Source organism: Microbacterium sp. CGR2 (assembly GCF_003626735.1).
Taxonomy (GTDB): domain Bacteria; phylum Actinomycetota; class Actinomycetes; order Actinomycetales; family Microbacteriaceae; genus Microbacterium.
In genome coordinates this window covers 331,859-348,987 of record NZ_RBHX01000001.1, presented here as the reverse complement: position 1 = coordinate 348,987, position 17,129 = coordinate 331,859, and the positions used below count along the sequence as shown (strand labels likewise).

19 protein-coding genes and 1 pseudogene are annotated in these 17,129 nt (G+C 70.3%); 10 read left to right on the top strand and 10 right to left on the bottom strand.

Annotation, left to right across the window (positions count from 1 at the left end; all coding sequences use genetic code 11):
- Positions 1-10 precede the first annotated feature (10 nt).
- From phnE to D7252_RS01830, 4 genes are read left to right on the top strand one after another with little or no spacing between them, the layout of a single operon-like run.
- A complete protein-coding gene (phnE, locus tag D7252_RS01845; protein WP_120773838.1) occupies positions 11-1,711 on the top strand; it encodes a phosphonate ABC transporter, permease protein PhnE in 1,701 nt (566 codons plus the stop codon).
- Complete coding sequence (locus D7252_RS01840) at positions 1,708-2,847, top strand: TIGR03364 family FAD-dependent oxidoreductase (protein WP_120773837.1); 1,140 nt, start codon at positions 1,708-1,710, stop codon at positions 2,845-2,847. Before phnE ends, D7252_RS01840 begins: the two co-directional genes overlap by 4 nt.
- On the top strand, positions 2,844-3,554 hold the full coding sequence (locus tag D7252_RS01835; RefSeq protein WP_120773836.1) for an HAD family hydrolase: 711 nt from the start codon (positions 2,844-2,846) through the stop codon (positions 3,552-3,554). Before D7252_RS01840 ends, D7252_RS01835 begins: the two co-directional genes overlap by 4 nt.
- An 11-nt stretch (positions 3,555-3,565) precedes the next feature.
- Positions 3,566-4,654, top strand: a complete 1,089-nt coding sequence (locus D7252_RS01830; protein WP_120773835.1) for an alcohol dehydrogenase catalytic domain-containing protein — start codon at positions 3,566-3,568, stop codon at positions 4,652-4,654.
- Positions 4,655-4,703: 49 nt separating this feature from the next.
- Here D7252_RS01830 and D7252_RS01825 read toward each other — a convergent pair whose 3' ends face one another.
- From D7252_RS01825 to D7252_RS01815, 3 genes are read right to left on the bottom strand one after another with little or no spacing between them, the layout of a single operon-like run.
- The gene (locus D7252_RS01825) at positions 4,704-5,210 is read right to left on the bottom strand and encodes a CinA family protein (RefSeq protein ID WP_120773834.1); all 507 of its coding nucleotides are present in this window, start codon (positions 5,208-5,210) and stop codon (positions 4,704-4,706) included.
- The gene (locus D7252_RS01820) at positions 5,207-5,710 is read right to left on the bottom strand and encodes an FHA domain-containing protein (protein ID WP_120773833.1); all 504 of its coding nucleotides are present in this window, start codon (positions 5,708-5,710) and stop codon (positions 5,207-5,209) included. Before D7252_RS01820 ends, D7252_RS01825 begins: the two co-directional genes overlap by 4 nt.
- Positions 5,711-5,743: 33 nt before the next feature.
- Entirely contained in the window at positions 5,744-6,112 is a 369-nt protein-coding gene (locus D7252_RS01815; RefSeq protein WP_120773832.1) for a hypothetical protein, read from the bottom strand.
- A 73-nt stretch (positions 6,113-6,185) separates the two neighbouring features.
- Here D7252_RS01815 and D7252_RS01810 point away from each other — a divergent pair, with 73 nt between their 5' ends.
- From D7252_RS01810 to D7252_RS01800, 3 genes and pseudogenes are all read left to right on the top strand, one after another.
- Positions 6,186-6,533: an ATP-dependent DNA ligase gene (locus tag D7252_RS01810; protein WP_120773831.1), complete on the top strand. Its 348-nt coding sequence runs from the start codon at positions 6,186-6,188 to the stop codon at positions 6,531-6,533.
- Positions 6,534-6,636: 103 nt separating this feature from the next.
- Positions 6,637-7,348: pseudogene (locus D7252_RS01805) on the top strand (SDR family oxidoreductase).
- Between the two features lie 87 nt (positions 7,349-7,435).
- On the top strand, positions 7,436-8,353 hold the full coding sequence (locus D7252_RS01800) for a DMT family transporter (protein ID WP_120773830.1): 918 nt from the start codon (positions 7,436-7,438) through the stop codon (positions 8,351-8,353).
- Positions 8,354-8,541: 188 nt separating this feature from the next.
- On the opposite strand, the gene D7252_RS01795 is transcribed toward D7252_RS01800, so the two are convergent.
- Positions 8,542-9,300, bottom strand: a complete 759-nt coding sequence (locus D7252_RS01795; RefSeq protein WP_120773829.1) for a membrane protein insertase YidC — start codon at positions 9,298-9,300, stop codon at positions 8,542-8,544.
- Between the two features lie 63 nt (positions 9,301-9,363).
- Positions 9,364-9,636: a DUF6412 domain-containing protein gene (locus D7252_RS01790; protein WP_120773828.1), complete on the bottom strand. Its 273-nt coding sequence runs from the start codon at positions 9,634-9,636 to the stop codon at positions 9,364-9,366.
- Positions 9,637-9,759: 123 nt separating this feature from the next.
- On the opposite strand from D7252_RS01790, the gene D7252_RS01785 reads away from it, so the two are divergent.
- Positions 9,760-10,806 carry a nitronate monooxygenase family protein gene (locus D7252_RS01785; protein WP_120773827.1) on the top strand — a complete coding sequence of 349 codons (1,047 nt, stop codon included), beginning with the start codon at positions 9,760-9,762 and terminating at the stop codon, positions 10,804-10,806.
- A gap of 142 nt (positions 10,807-10,948) precedes the next feature.
- Here D7252_RS01785 and purU read toward each other — a convergent pair whose 3' ends face one another.
- Positions 10,949-11,800, bottom strand: a complete 852-nt coding sequence (gene purU, locus D7252_RS01780; RefSeq protein ID WP_120773826.1) for a formyltetrahydrofolate deformylase — start codon at positions 11,798-11,800, stop codon at positions 10,949-10,951.
- A gap of 84 nt (positions 11,801-11,884) precedes the next feature.
- On the opposite strand from purU, the gene D7252_RS01775 reads away from it, so the two are divergent.
- Positions 11,885-13,099 (top strand): cation:proton antiporter, encoded by a 1,215-nt coding sequence (locus D7252_RS01775; protein ID WP_183055135.1) that lies wholly within the window; start codon positions 11,885-11,887, stop codon positions 13,097-13,099.
- Positions 13,096-13,563, top strand: coding sequence for a glutaminase (locus tag D7252_RS01770; protein WP_120773824.1), 468 nt, complete (start codon positions 13,096-13,098; stop codon positions 13,561-13,563). Before D7252_RS01775 ends, D7252_RS01770 begins: the two co-directional genes overlap by 4 nt.
- A gap of 12 nt (positions 13,564-13,575) precedes the next feature.
- Here the strand turns inward: D7252_RS01770 and D7252_RS01765 are convergent, their stop codons facing one another.
- Genes D7252_RS01765 through D7252_RS01750 form a run of 4 tightly spaced genes read right to left on the bottom strand, consistent with a single transcriptional unit; the run spans position 13,576 to position 17,057 of the window.
- Positions 13,576-14,292 carry a glutamine amidotransferase-related protein gene (locus D7252_RS01765; RefSeq protein ID WP_120773823.1) on the bottom strand — a complete coding sequence of 239 codons (717 nt, stop codon included), beginning with the start codon at positions 14,290-14,292 and terminating at the stop codon, positions 13,576-13,578.
- Between the two features lie 42 nt (positions 14,293-14,334).
- A complete protein-coding gene (locus D7252_RS01760; RefSeq protein WP_120773822.1) occupies positions 14,335-15,081 on the bottom strand; it encodes a LysR substrate-binding domain-containing protein in 747 nt (248 codons plus the stop codon).
- 48 nt (positions 15,082-15,129) lie between these two features.
- Positions 15,130-15,477: a hypothetical protein gene (locus D7252_RS01755; RefSeq protein ID WP_183055408.1), complete on the bottom strand. Its 348-nt coding sequence runs from the start codon at positions 15,475-15,477 to the stop codon at positions 15,130-15,132.
- Positions 15,474-17,057, bottom strand: a complete 1,584-nt coding sequence (locus D7252_RS01750) for a PspC domain-containing protein (RefSeq protein ID WP_183055134.1) — start codon at positions 17,055-17,057, stop codon at positions 15,474-15,476. Before D7252_RS01750 ends, D7252_RS01755 begins: the two co-directional genes overlap by 4 nt.
- Positions 17,058-17,129 lie beyond the last annotated feature (72 nt).

Here is a 17,129-nt window from a genome sequence, read left to right as displayed (position 1 = left end):
CGGGACCGGCATGCACGGCCGTGGCGGCGTCGCCGACCGTGCGCCGAAGCGGCCCGTCTCGCCCGAGCGGATCGCCGCATCGCTCACCCTGGTCGCGCTGGTCGTGGTCGGCGTCTTCGCGGTCAACGAGGTCGGAATCTCGCTCCCCGCGATGGCGCAGAGCTGGGGCAATGCCGAGAACTTCATGGCCCGCGTCGGCGGACTGTCCTTCCCGGAACCCGCCGATCTCGCCTGGCTGATCGCGCTGACCGTCGGGCTCGTGCTCGTAGGGACCCTCCTCGCCGCGGTGCTGTCGGTACCGATCGCCTACCTCGCCGCGTCGAACACGACGCCCGGCAACGGCTGGCGTGCCGCCGCGCGGTTCATCGGCGTGCTCACCCGTTCCCTTCCGGATGTGGTCCTCGCCATGGCGTTCGTGCTGATGTTCTCGCTCGGCACGCTCCCGGGCATCCTTGCTATCGGCATCCACTCGATCGGCATGATCTCGAAGATGTTCGCCGATGCCATCGAACAGATCGATGAGGGCCCGCGGCTCGCGATCCGCGCCGCGGGCGGGTCGAAGATGCAGGAGTTCTCGGCGGGCATCCTTCCGCAGGTGCTGCCCAGTTGGGTCGCCACCGTGCTCCACCGCAACGACATCAATCTGCGCGGCAGCGTCGTGCTCGGCTACGTGGGCGTCGCGGGGCTGGGCCTGGAGATGTCGTACGCGTTCAAGGCGCTCAACTACGGCAAAGGTCTCGGGATCGCCGTGGTCATCTTCATCCTCTGCATCGTGATGGAGATCGTCTCCAGCATGGTGCGAGGAGCGATGCTGGGCCGGCAGAAGCAGACCCGCTCCTGGATCGACCGCCTGCTGCACCCCCGGCTGAAGACCGCCGCGACGGCATCCGCCGCCACGCGCCCGGCATGGGCGGCCAACCCGGAGACGGCAGTGCGCCGCCCGTGGACCGTGCAACGTGTGCGTCACACGATCGCCGGCATCCTGGCCGTGTCGATCGTGGTGGGAAGCATCGTCGTGAGCCAGATCAACTGGCTCGACTTCTTCACGTTCTGGGGCAAGCTCCCCGAGGTGGCGTCCAAGTTCTGGCCCCCGTCCTTCGGCAGCTATGACGCCACCGCCATGCTGGAGGCCATGCGCGACACGGTCGCGATCGCCCTCGCCGCGACGGTGCTCACGCTCCTGCCGTCGATCGTGCTCGGCTCGCTCGCGGCCCGCAACGTCGCGCCCAGCTCGGGCGCGCGCGGAGCGGCCCGGTTCCTGCTGGTCGGCATCCGCGGTGTTCCCGAACTCATCCTCGCGATCGTCCTCGTGGTGATCACCGGACTCGGTCCGCAAGCGGGCGTGATCGCGCTGGCCTTCGGTGGCATCGGACTGCTCGGCAAACTCATCGCCGACTCGTTCGAAGAGGTCGCCGGCGGACCGGAACGCGCCCTGCGCGCCGTGGGCGCCACACGTCTCCAGACCTATGCCTCGGCCACCGTCCCGCAGGGGATGCAGGCGCTGATCGGGCACAGCTTCTACATGCTCGACACGAACATCCGTGCCGCCACGATCCTCGGCATCGTCGGTGGCGGCGGGGTCGGCTACTACCTGCTCAATGCCAGCCAGGGCTCACGATACGAGACCGTGACGGCGATCGTGCTGATGATCCTCGTCACCGTGCTCGTCGTCGAAGGGCTGGCGATGTGGATGAGGAAGGTGTTCCGGTGAGCGGCGCGCAGGACACGGCGGACCTGGTCGTGGTCGGGTCGGGGATCGTGGGGCTCGGCGCCGCCTACGCGGCGGTCCGCCGTGGGCTGAGGGTGATCGTCGTGGATCGGGCCGATGCCCCGGTCGGCGCCACGATCCGCAACTTCGGTCACCTCTGCATCGGCGCGCAGAGCGGCGAGGCGCGGCGCTATGCCGACACCTCGCGGCACCTGTGGCTGCGGCTCTCCGTCGACGCCGGCTTCTGGCTGCGTGAATCGGGCACCCTGGTCGCGGCGCGCCACGACGACGAGATCGCCGTGCTCGAAGCGGCTTCGCGCGACGGCGGCATCCGCATGCTGGACGTCGACGAGCTTCTGCGCGCGGCCCCGCTCCGCCGCGAAGGGCTCCGCGGCGGCGCGCACATCGAGACCGACCTGCAGACGGATCCGCGTTCCGCGGCATCCGCCATCGTGCGTCATCTCGCAGTTCTCGGCGTGGACTTCCGATTCCGCACCGCCGTCTCGTCGCTGTCGACCGAAGCCGTGCACACCACGCGCGGCATCATCCGCAGCGAGAACATCGTCGTCGCGGCAGGCCACGACCTCGACCAGCTGCTGCCCGAGGTCGCCGAACGGCACGGCATCGTCCGCTGTGCACTGGACATGATGCGCGCGGCCGTGACGGTGCCGCATCCGCTCATGGCTCCGCTCCTCACCGGTTGGTCTCTGGTGCGATACGGACGCTTCGCGGGCACCCCCGAAGGCGCAGTCCTGCGTGAGCGCCTGCACGTCGAGCGCCCGGATCTGGCCGCGCTCGACCTCAATCAGATGTACACGCAGCTGCCGGACGGGACTCTCATCATCGGCGACTCGCACGCGACCGCCGTGACGCCACCGCCGTTTCAGCCGGAGGCGGCGTTCTCCGCCTTCCTCGCCGAGGCGGAGGCGCTGTTCGACATGCCGACGCCGCGCGTGCTCGAGCGGTGGCAGGGCGTCTACGCCAAGGGCCCGCAGGAGTTCCTCATCGACCGGGGAGATGAGGGCGCGCTGGTCCTGGCAGCGACGACAGGTATCGGAATGACAACGGGTCTGGGGCTCGCCGAAGAGAATCTCACCGCCGCCTTCGGGTGGGCACCCGCTATGGAAGGAACATCATGACCACCATTCCGCTCGAACTCGTCGTCCTCGACATGGCCGGCACCACGGTGCTCGACGACGGCGTCGTGGAGCAGGCGTTCCAGCGCGCTGCGGAGCGCACCGGTGTCGCCGATCGGATGCCGTGGGAGGAAGCCCTCGACCACGTGCGCGTGACCATGGGACAGTCCAAGATCGATGTGTTCACGCATCTCGCCGGCGGCGATGTCGCCGCTGCGGAGCGCGCCACGGCCGCGTTCGAGGGCGCCTACGCGGAGATCGTCGCGGAGCAGGGTGTCGCCGAGATCCCCGGTGCGGCCGACGCCATCCAAGGGCTGAAGGATGCCGGCCTCACCGTCGTGCTCACGACCGGATTCGCCCCCGTGACCAGGAACGCTCTGATCGACGGCCTCGGCTGGCACGGTCTGGTCGATCTCGTGCTGTCGCCGGTGGATGCCGGTCGAGGGCGTCCCGCGCCGGATCTGGTGCTCACGGCGCTCCTTCGCACGGGGGCCTCTGCCGTCGCCGCAGTGGCCGTCGTCGGCGACACCGTCAGCGATGTCGAGTCCGGTCGTCGGGCCGGCGCCGGCTTCGTCGCCGGTGTCCTGAGCGGAGCCCACGACCGGCCGTCACTCAGTGCGGCCGGTGCGGATGCCGTGCTGGACGACGTGACCGCGCTTCGCGCTGTGCTCGCCGAGCGCGGCCTGCTCCGACTCGTCGCGTCTTCCTGAGGCGGCGCGAGATGGGCACGCTGCTGATCCGTCCCCCCGGCCACCGCAGAGATGTCACTCTGCGTCCTGCGGCGACGGCCATGGTGTGGGTGGGCGAGGGGCACCCGCATGAGACGATCGCGGTGCCCGGCGTCGCGCTCGCAGACGGTGACGTGCTTGTCGCGGTGGAGATGTCGACGATCTGCGGCTCGGACGTGCACACCGTGCAGGGCCGCCGTGCGGCTCCGGCTCCGCTGGTGCTCGGACATGAAAGCGTCGGGCGGGTGATCGCGACGGGGGATGCCGGCGCACTCGCCGTCGACGGGACCCCGCTGCGCATCGGCGATCGCGTGGTGTGGTCGGTGACGATCTCCTGCGCGAACTGTGACCGCTGCCTGCAGGGGATGCCGCAGAAGTGTCGGAAGCTCGGCAAATACGGGCATGACCGCGTGGGCACCCACGGCGATCTCACCGGAGCCTTCGCCACGCACGTGCAGTTGCGGGACGGCACCGCCATCGTTCGGGTTCCGGAAGCTCTGCCGGCATCCGTGCTGGCGCCGGCATCATGTGCCACGGCGACCGCGTGGGCGGCAGTGGCCCGCGCGGGGCGGGATCGCGATCTCGAGGGTGCCGCGGTGCGCATCCACGGCGCAGGGCTGGTCGGACTGTCGGCGGCCGCGATCGCCGCGGAACACGGCGCCGCAGTTGAAGTCCTCGACCCGAACCCCGACCGGCGGGCACTGTCCGCGCGGTTCGGAGCCGGTGAGATCGATCGAGAGCCGGACGTGGTCATCGAGGCGTCGGGCCACGCCGTCGCCGAGGCGCTCGAAGGAGTCGCAGTGGGCGGAACGGTCGTGCTCGTCGGCAGTGTGTTCCCGAGTGACCCGGTGCCCTTCAACGCCGAGAGCATCGTGCGCCGACTGGTCACGGTCGCCGGCATCCACAACTACACCGGAGCGGAACTCGCCGAGGCCGTGGCCTTCCTCGCCGGGCGGGGCCGTGCGTATCCGTTCGCCGATGCCGTCGGTGCGGTCCGCCCGCTCCTCGACATCGATGCCGCGCTCGTCGAGGCCGCAGCGCCCGGAGCACCGCCCCGGATCGGACTGGTCCCCGGGCGCTGACGCCACGCTCCCGCGTGCAGCCGGTCACGGCCACGGTGCAGGGCGGAGCTCAGGAGGCGGGGCTGCTGCTTTCACCGCGGCGCGGGCCCGCGGGACGAAGGCCTTCGGCATGGAAGGCGAGCAGGCGCAGTGCCGCTTCGACGCTGGCATCCATGACCTCATCCGGCTCGCCGGTGAGAGAGAGGCGGCGGTGGCCCGCGCCGTCGGCGGTCGCCCAGCCGAGGTAGACAGTGCCCGGCGGGTGTCCGCCCTCCGGCCCCGGGCCGCCGACACCCGTCGTCGACACGGCGATGTCGGCGTCGAGGAGCTTGCGGGCACCGGTGGCGAGCTGCTGGGCGCATTCCGCCGAGCACGGATCGGTGCCCGGCGTCAGGCCGAGCACGCGCTCCTTCACATCGGTGAAATATGCGACGACACCCCCGGCGAACCACTCCGAGGCGGATTCCCCGGCGCCGACGGCGTTGGCGAGCCGTCCCGACGTCAGCGATTCCGCGACGGCGACGCGCAGTCCGCGCGACTGCGCGAGCTCGCTGAGGCGGGCGACATCCGCTGTCACGAGTCGCGGGAGTCTTCGGCCGGAGCGGGGGAGCCCTGGTCGTAATCCGGGCGCGGGTTCTGCAGTGGCTGGTCGGAGTACTCCCCGCCCTTGCGTCCGCCGAACGGACGGCCGTGATCGGCGAACTCCTCGCGGTTGAACACGAGAGTCCACGGACCCGCGGTGAACCGGGCGCCCGTGCGGAGAGTCTGGGTCGCGTCGCCGGGGTGGGTGGCATCCGCACCGGGGTTCGCGTTCATCTCGCCCGCGCCGTGCAGCGTCAGCACGTACTCGTCGCGGTCGTCGTGGGTGACCGTGGCGTGCACCGGGTCGGTCTCGGCGAGTCGGAGCTCATTGCCTGCGGCGGAGCCGATGTGGACGACTTCGGCATCCAGGGGGAACTCCATGCGCTCACCGTCGCGCGTGATGCGCAGCAGCGGATTGCCGGCGCCCCACTCCGCGTGGGTGGTGGTCGGGGTGTTGCCCTCATCGGGGCGATCGTCGATGTGTCGTGCGTTCATGGCAAGGCCCTCCTCGGAGTCGGGATCACCAGCCTAGAGGGCTGCGGCTGATGCGCTGAAGGGGTTGACTTCGTCGATCGGGGCCGCCGGTGTGGCGCTCAATGTCGGATCGACCGTCACCAGGTTGATGCCGCCGCTGGAGTTCGCCGACTGAGCCATGGTGGTGATCCATTCGGGGCGCAGCTCCGGCGCGACCGGCTCGTCGAACACGAAGCGCAGCGGGATCGACGGATGCAACCAGATCGTGGATCTTCCGACGGGCGTTCCCTCCGGATGCCGCCACGACAGGGTGAAACTCTCGTTCCGCCGAAGCTTGGTCGCGATGACCACCTTGAGGTGAGCCAACGCCAGATCATCGATCTGGATCGGATTCTTCGCGTCGCCGTAGTACAGCATGCCCATAGGCCATACGCTACTTACAGGGAACGATTCGGACAAGTTGCCCGGGACGCCCGTAGAGCCGAATGAGGAGCACATGGGAAAGTTCATCTACGAAGGTGGAGTGAAGACCGAGATCGAGGATCGCGCTCTCACGCACCTTCAGCTCGTCATCACGGCCAAGCTGCGTCGTGGTGAGCCCTTCCCGTTCAGCTGGCGCGAAGACGCGAGTGTCGGCGGCGGGCGCACCACCGTCTGGATTCAGCCGGGCAGCTCGCTGGTCTTCAAGTACTTCGGCAGCCGACAGCCGTCGATCAACCGTGCATGGATCGAAGCGCTGGCATTCACGGCGAACGCGCCCAGCGGTCTGTACGTGGTTCCGGAGCCCTCCGAGGTCGCCGAAGACCCCGGCGCAACCGAGTCGGCGGGCGCACCCCAGGGCTGACCTCCCGCGTTGCTGTCAACCCCCTGCCGTCGATCAGAGCGGTCGGGAAGGCTCCGACCACGACATCGAGATGCGTGACGCATCGAGAAGACGAGGAGCGAGCATGACCGACAGCACCCCCGACCCCCGGACCGCGCACCGCGAAGAGGGTTTCCCTGCCCAGCAGCAGGATCAGCCCGGCTTGACCGACGAGACCCGACCGGGGCCCGACCACGGCGAAGAGTCCTACGTGGGGCACGGACGCCTCGAAGGTCGCCGCGCACTCATCACCGGCGGCGACTCCGGCATCGGCCGGGCCGTCGCGATCGCCTTCGCCCGTGAGGGTGCCGACGTCGCGATCGCCCACATGCCGGAAGAGCAGAAGGACGCCGACGACACCCTCGCCCTGGTCCGCGAAGCGGGGCGCAAAGGCCTCAGCCTGGCAGGCGACGTGCGCGACGAGTCGTTCGCGACGGACATCGTGGCCGAGACCCGCCGCGAGTTCGGAGGTCTCGACATCCTCGTGCTCAACGCCGGCTATCAGCACGACATCGAGAGCTTCGACAAGCTCTCCACCGAGCGGATGCGCCGGGTCTTCGACACCAACCTCGTCGGGCTGCTGTTCACGGCACGCGCGGCTTTCCCCGATCTGGACGCCGCTGATCCCCGCGACCGGTTGGGATGCCGAACGGCTGGCGACCTTCGGCGAGGACACACCCCTGGGGCGCGCGGGACAGCCGGCGGAACTCGCCGGTGCGTACGTGTACCTGGCCTCGGCGGAGTCGTCGTACGTCTCCGGCACGGTGGTCGCGGTCACCGGCGGCAAGCCGCTCTGACGCCCAGACGTCTCTGACGGGGAGCGCTCGCCGGTCGGCGGCGCTCCCCGTTCCGCACAGCCCGTCGTCGCCGCATAGGCTGGGCGGGTGCAGAAGCCCGCGGCATCCGGTTCCCTCGTCGGAGTCGCACTCGTCGTCGCCTCCTGCCTCTCCCTTCCGTTCGGAGCCGCCGTCGCGGCGCAGTTGTTCCCGGTGCTCGGCCCGTGGGGCGTCACGTCTCTGCGAGTCGCGATCGCGGCACTGCTGCTCGTGGTCATCGTGCGCCCGCGTCCCGGGCGCTGGTCCCGCTCGCAGTGGCTGGCAGCGACGCTCTTCGGCGTCTCGCTGGCCGCGATGAACGGGTTCTTCTATGCGGCGATCGATCGCATCCCGCTGGGACCCGCCGTCGCCATCGAGTTCCTCGGACCGCTCGTGCTCGCCGCGGTCCTCACCCGCCGCCTCCGCGACGCCGTCTGGGTGGGTGTCGCTCTCCTGGGGATGGCGCTGCTCGGCGTCGACGGCGTGATCGGCTCGGATCCGCTGGACCCGCTCGGCGTGGCCTTCGCGCTGGTGGCGGCCGGGTTCTGGGTGATGTACATCCGGATGAGCGCGCGGGTCGGCGCCCTCATCCCGGGCAACAGCGGGCTGGCGATGGGCCTGGTGGTCGCGGCTGTGCTCCTGCTGCCGGTCGGCGTCCCGACGGTGTCCGTCGTCGCGGGCGACATGCAGCTGCTTCTGCTCGCCGCCGTCACAGCGGTGCTCTCATCCGTCATTCCGTACAGCTTCGAGCTCGCGGCGCTGCGACGCCTGCCCCAGCGGGTGTTCGGTGTGCTGCTCAGTCTCGAGCCGGCCTTCGCGACCCTCGCCGGCTGGCTCATCCTCGGGCAGGATGCGACGGTGCTGCGGATGCTGGCCGTGGCGCTCGTGATCGCCGCCAGCGTCGGGACCACCCTCGGCGTCCGGCGTGAGCGTCGACGCGACGACGAGGCCGGGCCGTTCACCGCCCCCATCCCACTGCCCGACTGAAAGCGCGCTCGGTCGCCGGTCGCGTCTACTCGGCGTACACGTTCTCCGAGATGCGGGTCATTCCCCGGGTGGGGTCAGCCCGTCGGGGACGACTTCGAAGGTGCCGCTGCCTCCGCTCATCCCGATGCCGCCCCCACGCTGCGACATCAGCCCATCCTGCCGCACTCATCCCGGAAGCGCGATGGTGTTCACGCCCGGACGGGCGTGGGAAGCGGGAACCGTCGCCGCAGGATGACCCGCTGCACCAGCGTCCAGATGACCGTCACGGTGAGGTACAGCGCGGCGGCGAGCGGAACGAACACCGCGAACACCGCGGTCAGGTAGTGCAGGGCCGACATGGCTCGCAGCATCGCGGGAGAGCTCAGCGGCGAATCGTCACCCTCGACCGGCGCAGGGCGGAACACCCGGCGCGTCACCTCGGCGACGGCGATGATCACGGCGAGGAGCGCGCCGAAGACGGCGAGGGTGGCGAGATCGGCCGTTCCGCCGAACACCGCCGAGACCAGGCTCGTTCCCAGAGGTGCGCCGAACAGCTCCTGCGTCAGCAGCTCGTTCGCGTGACCGGCGATGTCGGGCCGGATGAACAGCGTGTAGAGGATGCCCAGCACCGGGGCCTGCGCCAGCACCGGCAGCATCCCGGCGAACGGCGACGTGTTCTCGTCGCGGTACAGCGCGAGAGTCTCCTTCTGCAGGCGCTCCGGGTTCTTCTTGTAGCGGCGTTGAAGTTCGCGCAGCCGCGGCGCGAGGCGCGCTCTGGTCTGCTCCGCCCTGGCCTGCGAGATGCCGACGGGGATGAGGAGAGCCCGCACCAGCAGCGTCACCAGCACCACGGCGAGGGCGGCAGCGGATGCTTCGGCGAGAGGTTCGAGAAGGTCGGAGAGGCCGAGCAGCGCACCGTAGGCGGCATCGAGGAGCGCGGCGAAAGGGGGAAAGGCAAAGGGGTCCATGAGTGTCCGTTCGAGACGAAAGGGGAAGGGTCGGCGAAGGCCGCGCAATCCCGTACGAACGGACTACGCGGCGGCCGCGACTCCCGGCGCCCGCGGACGCGGATGCCCGGCGGCATCCGGATCGCTCTGAGTGAGAAGCGCCCCGACGTCGATGGCGCGCAACGGATGTGGCTCATCGGCGCGGGGGACCTGGCGCACGCTCAGCACGACGGCGAGCGTGAGAGCGGTCACGGCGAGGAGCGCGATCGCGACACCCAGGGCCGCGGCATCGGGCATCGCGACGAGCCCGAGCGCGGTCGCGACGAAACTCATCACCTGCCCGAACCACTCGCTCATGCAGCGAGGGTAACAGTTCCCGCTGTTCCGAATCGTGCGAACGGTCGCGTTCGACGCCAGGGCGGGCCCGGGCGCGCGGTTCGAAACGGCGCCCGGGCGCCCGGTCCCGGTTAGCCTCGAAGCATGAGTGACCTGCGCGCCCTGTTCGGCGTCGAGCATCCGATCCTCCTCGGCCCGTACGGCGGGCTCTCGTCCGTGGCACTGACCGCCGCCGTGAGCGACGCGGGTGGCTTCGGCTCCTATGGGCTGTACGGCTACGACGCCGACCGCATCCGCGCGACCGGCGCCGCGCTGCGCGCCGCGACCGACCGGCCCTTCGGACTGAACATCTGGCTGCCCCGGGGCGACGAGGTCGTCCCGAACCCGCAGCACACCATGTTCGCTCAGGCGCTGGAGCCCTTCTTCCAAGCGGTCGGCGTCGAGGTGCCTGCCCGGCCGGAACGGTACCTGCCGCCTCTCGACGAGCAGCTCGAGGCCATCTGGGACGTGGCTCCCGCGGTGCTCAGCGTCGTCTTCGGGGTCCCGTCCGCCGAGCTCATCAACGAGGCTCGACGCCGCAGCATCCGCGTGGTCGGAACGGCCACCACCGTCGCTGAAGCGGTCGCGCTCGCCGAGGGCGGCGTCGATGCGATCGTCGCGACCGGCATGGAAGCGGCGGGGCATCGCGTGTCCTTCCTTCGCCCCGCCGAGGATTCCCTCGTCGGCACCTTCGCGCTCGTGCCGCAGGTGGTCGATTCGGTCGATGTGCCCGTGATCGCCGCCGGCGGCATCGCCGATCGGCGGGGCGTTGCTGCGGCCATGGCGCTCGGAGCCTCCGGTGTCCAGGTCGGCACCGCGTTCCTCGCCACCGTCGAATCAGCGGCCACCGACGCGCACCGGGCGGCGATTCGCGCAACAGCCGCCGATGAGACGGTGCTCACTCGGGCGATGAGCGGCCGGCTCGCGCGAGGCGCCCGCAACCGAACGGTGCGGGCGATCGAGGCGAGCGGCACGATCGCTCCGTTCCCGATGCAGAACTGGCTGACCGGCCGCTTCCGCGCCGCCGCGGGGGAGCAGGGGCTGAGCGAGATGCAGTCGTTGTGGATGGGACAGGCCGCTCCGCTCGCCACAGCGGAGACTGCCGCCGCCGTGTTCGCGGAGCTTCTCGCCGGGGTGCCGGACGGTCGTTAGTCGCTCGGGTCGCAGTTTCTGCCGCGACCCGCTGGTTCCGGTCGCAGTTTTCGCCGCTTCCAGGCTCGTCAGACGGCCAGAACTGCGACCCGAAGGGGCCAGCGGGCTTGGAAGAGCGCCGGGCCTGACCGGAACGACGTCTCTACAGGATGACGGTCGACTTCCCGTGGACGATCACGCGGTCCTCGGCGTGCCACTGCACGGCACGGGCCAGGACGAGGCGCTCGACATCGGCGCCGCGGTTCTGCAGCTCGGCCGCCGACTCGGAGTGCGTGACGCGGGTGACGTCCTGCTCGATGATGGGTCCTTCGTCGAGGTCGGCGGTCGCATAGTGGGCGGTCGCGCCGATCAGCTTGACGCCCCGTTCCTTGGCGCGCGCATAGGGGTTCGCGCCGATGAACGCGGGCAGGAACGAGTGATGGATGTTGATCACGGGGGCGCCGAGCCGCCCGATGAAGTCGTCGGTGAGGATCTGCATGTAGCGGGCCAGGACGACGAGGTCGACGTTGCCCTGGAGCAGTTCCAGCTGACGCTGCTCCATGGCCGCCTTGTCACCGGACGGGATGTGCACGAAGGGAACGCCGAACGACCGCACGGCGCCGGCGAGGTCGGGGTGGTTGGACACGACCATGGTGATGTCGACGTCGAGCTGTCCGCGCTGCGTGCGCCACAGCAGCTCCATCAGGCAGTGGTCGTACTTCGAGACGAAGATCGCGACCCGCTTGCGCCGGGCGACGTCGTGCAGCGACCACTCCATGCCGAAACGCTCGGCGACGACGGAGAGGTCCGCCTCGAGCGCAGGCCGGGCGGCGGCGAGGCCATCCAGGTGGATCACCGTGCGCTGGAAGAAGCGACCACCCTCGGAGTCGGTCGAATGCTGGTCGAGCGAGATGATGTTGGCACCGTGCTGGGCGAGCACTCCGGCGACCGCCGCGACGATGCCGGGCTGATCATCGCAGGCGATCAGGAGGCGGGCGGTATCGGGCTGTGACATGGGGGCTCCTCGAGGGTGTGCATCGATTCTGCCGTGGATGCGGCGGGCGGGCGAATCGCGCCACCGACTCGCTACTCTGAGACCGTGGAAGCGAGCGACGTGGCCCTGGTGCTGATCCCCCTGCTGGCTGTCGCTGCGCCGCTCCTCGCCCGAGGAATGCGTCGGATCGTACGGGTGCCGATCATCGTGTTCGAGCTCCTGCTCGGCATCCTCGTCGGTCCTGCAGTGTTCGGCTGGGTCGAGCCGGGCGAGCTTCTCGAGAAGCTCAGCGACTTCGGACTCGCGGTGCTGTTCTTCGTCGCCGGGTCCGAGATCGACTTCCGCGCCGTGTCCGGGAAACCGCTGGCGCGCGCGTCGCTCGGGTGGCTCCTCAGCGTGATCCTGGGCATCGGGGTCGGCTTCTTCTTCGCCCCCGGGGAGGGGATGGTCGTCATCGGCATCGCGCTGAGTTCCACGGCGCTCGGCACGCTGATGCCGATCCTGCGCGATGCCGGAGAGCTCGGGACGCCTTTCGGAAAGGCCATCAGCGCCGTGGGCGCCGTGGGAGAATTCCTGCCCCTCATCGCGATCTCGATCTTCCTGAGCACGCGCGCAACACCTCTCGCAACCGCCGTTCTGCTGGCCTTCGTGGTGCTGGCGGGGCTCACCGTGCTCGTCGCCCACCGGATGCCGCACGGACGACTGCACCGGTTCGTCCGTGCGACGCTGCACACATCCGACCAGTTCGGTGTGCGTTTCGTGGTGCTGCTGATCGCCGCGCTGGTGGGCCTCAGCGTGATGCTCGACCTCGACATGCTGCTCGGTGCGTTCGTGGCGGGGGCGGTGTGGCGGATCATCATGGCGCGAGCGCCCCAGAAGGATGCGGAGGAGATCGAGAGCAAGATCGAGGCGATCGCGTTCGGTTTCCTCGTCCCGATCTTCTTCCTCTACACCGGAGTCACCTTCGACCTCGAGGCGCTTGTCACCTCCCCCGCCGCGCTCGGCCTGGTGCCGGTCTTCCTGATCGCGCTGCTGATCATCCGCGGGTCGGCGGCCCAGCTCTCTGCGCCGGCGGGGTCGTCGGTGCGCGATCGCGCCTCTCTAGGACTGCTCGCCGCGACCGGGCTGCCGATCATCGTCGCCGTCACCGCGATCGGTGTCGACCAGGACATGCTCGACACGGGCACCGCAGCCGCGCTCGTCGGCGCCGGGATGCTGTCGGTCCTCCTGTATCCGCTGATCGGCATGACGCTGCGAGGCGAGCCGGAGCTGTTCGTCGGCCCACCGCCGCCTCGTGAGGTGCCGCAGGGAGAACTGTGACGACCGCATCCGATCTCCTGGCGCAGGCTGCGCGCGACCTGGCTGGTGCACCCCGCGAAGGTCTCGGCGAGCAGCGTGAATCGCGCTGGGGGGGCCGACGCATCGTACCCGTCGGATCGGCATGGCACCTCGGCGTACTGCTGCTGACCGAGACGAAGGTGCTGTCGACGGCGGAAGTGCTCCGCGCCGCCGATCCCGGACGCCGGGGCTACACGGCGGAGTCGGCGCGTGCCAGGGCTGAGCGTCGGGCCGAGGCGCTTCGCGGTGGATTCGGCGAGGGCGACGTCGTCCACGTGGGGTGGAGTGTGATCGACGTCGCCGCGGTGGATGCCGGGGGCTCGTCCGGTCCGCTCGCCATGATGGACGGGGTGCCGTCGGTGCGGTGGAGCGCGGCGGGCGGGTTCATGCCGTTGGCGGACTACCTCCGTGAGCGCGTGCCGCTGCTGCTCGGCTCCGGCGCCTGAGTCGCGGCCGGATCAGCCGAACGCCTCGGCGAAGCGACGCAGGAGTGCGGCACCCTCGGTGACGGATGCCGCCAGCACCTGCCCCTGCACCCGATCGAACTCCGTCGGGTCGAAGTAGCCGGTCGTGCGGTAGAACGTCATGCGGTCGGCGAAGTCGCGCGGCGTGGGCTCGGGGTGGAACTGCGCCGCGTAGAGGTGGGTTCCCACGCGGTAGGCCTGCACCGGGCAGGCGGCGTTCGTCGCGAGCAGCACAGCGCCGGGCGGGGTGTCGATCGCGCTCTCCTTGTGGGCGGTGAACACGGTCAGCGCCGGTGCGCTCGGGCCGAAGACCGGGTCTGCGGAACCCTCGGGAGTGGTGTCGATCACCGTCGCGCTGGCGGACTCGGGCATGTCCGTGACGACAGTCCCGCCCAGCATCCGCGTGACGACACCGATGCTGAAGCAGGTGAAGAAGGCGGCGATGTCCGAGGCGATCGCGGCGCGGGCGAGCGCCTCCAGGTTCGCTTCGACGCGCGCCTGCACCGGGGACTTCTCCTCGTCGGTGACATTGAAGGGCGAGCCTCCCACGACGATCCCGCGATAGCCCCGCAGATGGGCAGGATCGAGTGACGTCTGCAGCAGATCGAGCCGATCGACCACGTCGACGCCGAGTGCGCGCCGGAAGGAGGCGTGCTCAGCATCCGCCGCCCCGGTCTCGGGTCGCACGCAGACGTAGAGAAGCGAGGCCATCAGGAGATTCTAACGATCGCGCAGGGTGCTCCTGCGCCGGCGTCACCGCGACGAGTTCGCGGTGCGGCCGCGGACGATGCCCACGAAAGTCTCCACGTCGGGTGTGGTGCGCTCACGCGGCCAGACCAGGGCGACGGTCGAAAGCGGGCCGTCGACGAGTCGCCGCTGATCGGCGTCCTTGCGGTGGTGCAGGCGGGCCAGCGACATCGGCACGATCACGATGCCGACTCCGGTCGCCGCGGTGGCGATCGCCTCGTCGGTGGGAAGGGCGGCGAATCGGGCCGCCGTGGTCCCCGGGAGGTCGACGGGGCCGAGGACATCGTCGGTGAGCGCGATCACGACTTCGCCCTCGAGATCCGCGGCGGTGAGCTCTTCGGCCGCCATCAGGTGAGAGTCGACGGCGGCGACCACCACGGAGACCTCGTCGTAGAGCGAGATGATGTGCAGCGAGGGATCGTCGAGCGGCAGGCGCACGAGGGCCGCGTCGACCGCGTCGATGGCGGTTCGCTGCTCGGCAGGGTCCACCGGGATGAGTTCGAGCGGCACCTGCGGCATCCGCTGCTTCCAGGCGCCGATCCACTTCCCCGGGGTGGCGCCGGGGACGACACCGAGGCGGAAGGTGCGGGGTTCTTCGGACTCGGGGGAGGCATCGAAGACGACCGGTTCGTTCTTCTTGGCCGTCTTCTGCCCGGGCTTCCGGGGCGGGAACCGCTCGGCGGGGGCGGCTTTGTTCCGGCGTACCGGTGTGCCCTTGCCGGCCCGCTTCGCCGGTCGTCGTCCGTTCGCCATGTGGTCCAGGCTACTCGGCCGGGCGGGTGCCGGCCCTCGGGGGAGCGGTCACTCCGCGGCGAACGGGCTGTGCGTCGGCGCTGGGGCGCCGGGGGCGGGCGCGGGTGCGGGGACGGCGGGCGCGGGGGCGGCGGGCGCGCGGTGCTGAGCGCGACGGACGAGGCCGGCGGCTCCGGCCACCAACAGAAGCACGCCGACACCCAGGATCGCGAGCGTGGTGATGGTCGCCGGCGTGAGGGTGGTGACCCAGTCCGTGACCCCGGCGCGCCGGTCGTCGTCGGCGATGAGCCAGAGGGAGCCCGCAGCGATGCCGGCGAACAGGACTCCCCAGATGATGGCGGCCCACCGGGTGCGTGGCGCGGTGATCGTGTCGGTGGTCGTCTCCTGGGTGCTCATCGCTCGTCCTCTGCTGGTTCCATGATGATGACGGAGATGTCACCGCTGTTCTGTTCGATGGTCACCGGTTGCACGGTGGTCGTGGGCGTGCGCTCCGAGGAGACGGCCTCGACGACGACCGATTCGCCGAGGCGTTCGGTTGGTGTCCAGACACCGCTGTCGATGATGGTCTGGCTCGGCCACTCGATGCGAGTCCAGCTGACCGTCGTCGGTGTGGCCGAGGTGGCCCGCAGTTGGAGCTGCACACCGGATTCGACCGAGATGTGCGTGGGGCCGGAGCCTTTCTCCACGGTGATCGGTCTCGGTGCTCCGTCGTGCGCATTCAGCGCGATGTACAGGTCGCCGAACGGCTGACGGATGTCCGCGGGGGCATTGTTCGAGACGGAGGCGTAGCCGAGCGTCAGGCCCTGAGTCGACGAGACCGCTCCCGCTGCCAGCCCACCCACGAGCGTGAGAAGCGTCACGAAGGCGAGGAAGCCGCTCCGCCGACGGAAGGCGCCCGCGACGATCATCCCCAGCGAGAGCACCAGGGCCGCAGTGAGCAGACCGAGGGCGGCGGCGACGCCGGTGCTCGCATCGCTCCAGAGCCCGATGCCGGCACCCGCGACGATGGCCAGTCCGATCACTGCCGCGACGAAGGCGAAGCCGGCGCGCGGGTTGCATGCGCGGCGGATGCGCCGACGCTCGGCGGCTTCTGCGGCGAACACGGCGGCGGCGGCATGGCGTTCCTGTCGCAACCGGTCGCGAACGGCGCGTTCGGCATCCTGCTGTTCGCGCCGCCAGGCCTGATCCTGCTCCTTCCAGGCGGCGTGCTGCGCGCGCCATGCGGCGATGTCGGCGGGGTCCTGGACTCCCGACGGCAGCGGAGCAGGGGGAGACGGTGGCACGGAGGCGTCGGAAGCGGCGTCGGAAGCGGCATCCGATGCGACGGGCGCGGCCGCGAATGTGGCGTCCGCCCCCTCGGCGGTACCCGAACCGCGGAGGGGGACGGACGCGCCCGGGGCCGCGTGATCTGCGGAAGCCACCGGCAGATCAGGCGCAGAGGCACCCGGGGTGCGGCGCGCAGCACGCACGATCAGGAAGAGCAGGGCACCGACGATGACGAGCCCGACGATCCAGCCGAACGTCGACAACGCCGACCAGCTGTCGTAGCCGAGGCCGAAGAGACGGCCGGTGAGGGGAGCGGTCGGCAGGAGTCCCACGACTGCCGTTCCAAGGATGCCGAGTTGCACCGGCTGGTAGTTCCGCTGCAGCAGGTCGCGAGCGTGCACCCGCCCGTCAAGGTCGGGCAGCAGCGCCCACGCCAGTGCGTAGAGGAAGATCACCGGCAGCCCGAAGAGAGCAGCGACGACGAGCACCCCGCGGACGATCAGCGGGTCGATCCGCAGCCGCGCGGCGATACCGGCCGCCACGCCGCCCAGCCATCCTTCGGAGCGGGCCACGCCGATGCCGGCCACCCACAGCAGGAACCGCTCGGCGCCCTGCGGGACCTCTCGACCCGACGACGGGGGCGTCGGCGGCGCGCCGACGCCGGAGTCGGCGCGGTCGGCAGGAGGCGGTGGCGCAGTGGGGATCGTCATGCTTCGATCCTGACGGTATCCGCGGGGCGCGACCATGGGGTGAACCCCTGAGTGGCCCCTGATCCTCGCAGG

Coding starts and splice junctions, on each gene's coding strand:
- D7252_RS01795 (WP_120773829.1), bottom strand. CDS start 9,300: ATGGACCCCTTTGCCTTTCCCCCTTTCGCCGCGCTCCTCGATGCCGCC.
- phnE (WP_120773838.1), top strand. CDS start 11: ATGCACGGCCGTGGCGGCGTCGCCGACCGTGCGCCGAAGCGGCCCGTC.
- D7252_RS01790 (WP_120773828.1), bottom strand. CDS start 9,636: ATGAGCGAGTGGTTCGGGCAGGTGATGAGTTTCGTCGCGACCGCGCTC.
- D7252_RS01830 (WP_120773835.1), top strand. CDS start 3,566: ATGGGCACGCTGCTGATCCGTCCCCCCGGCCACCGCAGAGATGTCACT.
- purU (WP_120773826.1), bottom strand. CDS start 11,800: ATGTCACAGCCCGATACCGCCCGCCTCCTGATCGCCTGCGATGATCAG.
- D7252_RS01785 (WP_120773827.1), top strand. CDS start 9,760: ATGAGTGACCTGCGCGCCCTGTTCGGCGTCGAGCATCCGATCCTCCTC.
- D7252_RS01750 (WP_183055134.1), bottom strand. CDS start 17,057: ATGACGATCCCCACTGCGCCACCGCCTCCTGCCGACCGCGCCGACTCC.
- D7252_RS01815 (WP_120773832.1), bottom strand. CDS start 6,112: ATGGGCATGCTGTACTACGGCGACGCGAAGAATCCGATCCAGATCGAT.
- D7252_RS01760 (WP_120773822.1), bottom strand. CDS start 15,081: ATGGCGAACGGACGACGACCGGCGAAGCGGGCCGGCAAGGGCACACCG.
- D7252_RS01835 (WP_120773836.1), top strand. CDS start 2,844: ATGACCACCATTCCGCTCGAACTCGTCGTCCTCGACATGGCCGGCACC.
- D7252_RS01810 (WP_120773831.1), top strand. CDS start 6,186: ATGGGAAAGTTCATCTACGAAGGTGGAGTGAAGACCGAGATCGAGGAT.
- D7252_RS01820 (WP_120773833.1), bottom strand. CDS start 5,710: ATGAACGCACGACACATCGACGATCGCCCCGATGAGGGCAACACCCCG.
- D7252_RS01755 (WP_183055408.1), bottom strand. CDS start 15,477: ATGAGCACCCAGGAGACGACCACCGACACGATCACCGCGCCACGCACC.
- D7252_RS01765 (WP_120773823.1), bottom strand. CDS start 14,292: ATGGCCTCGCTTCTCTACGTCTGCGTGCGACCCGAGACCGGGGCGGCG.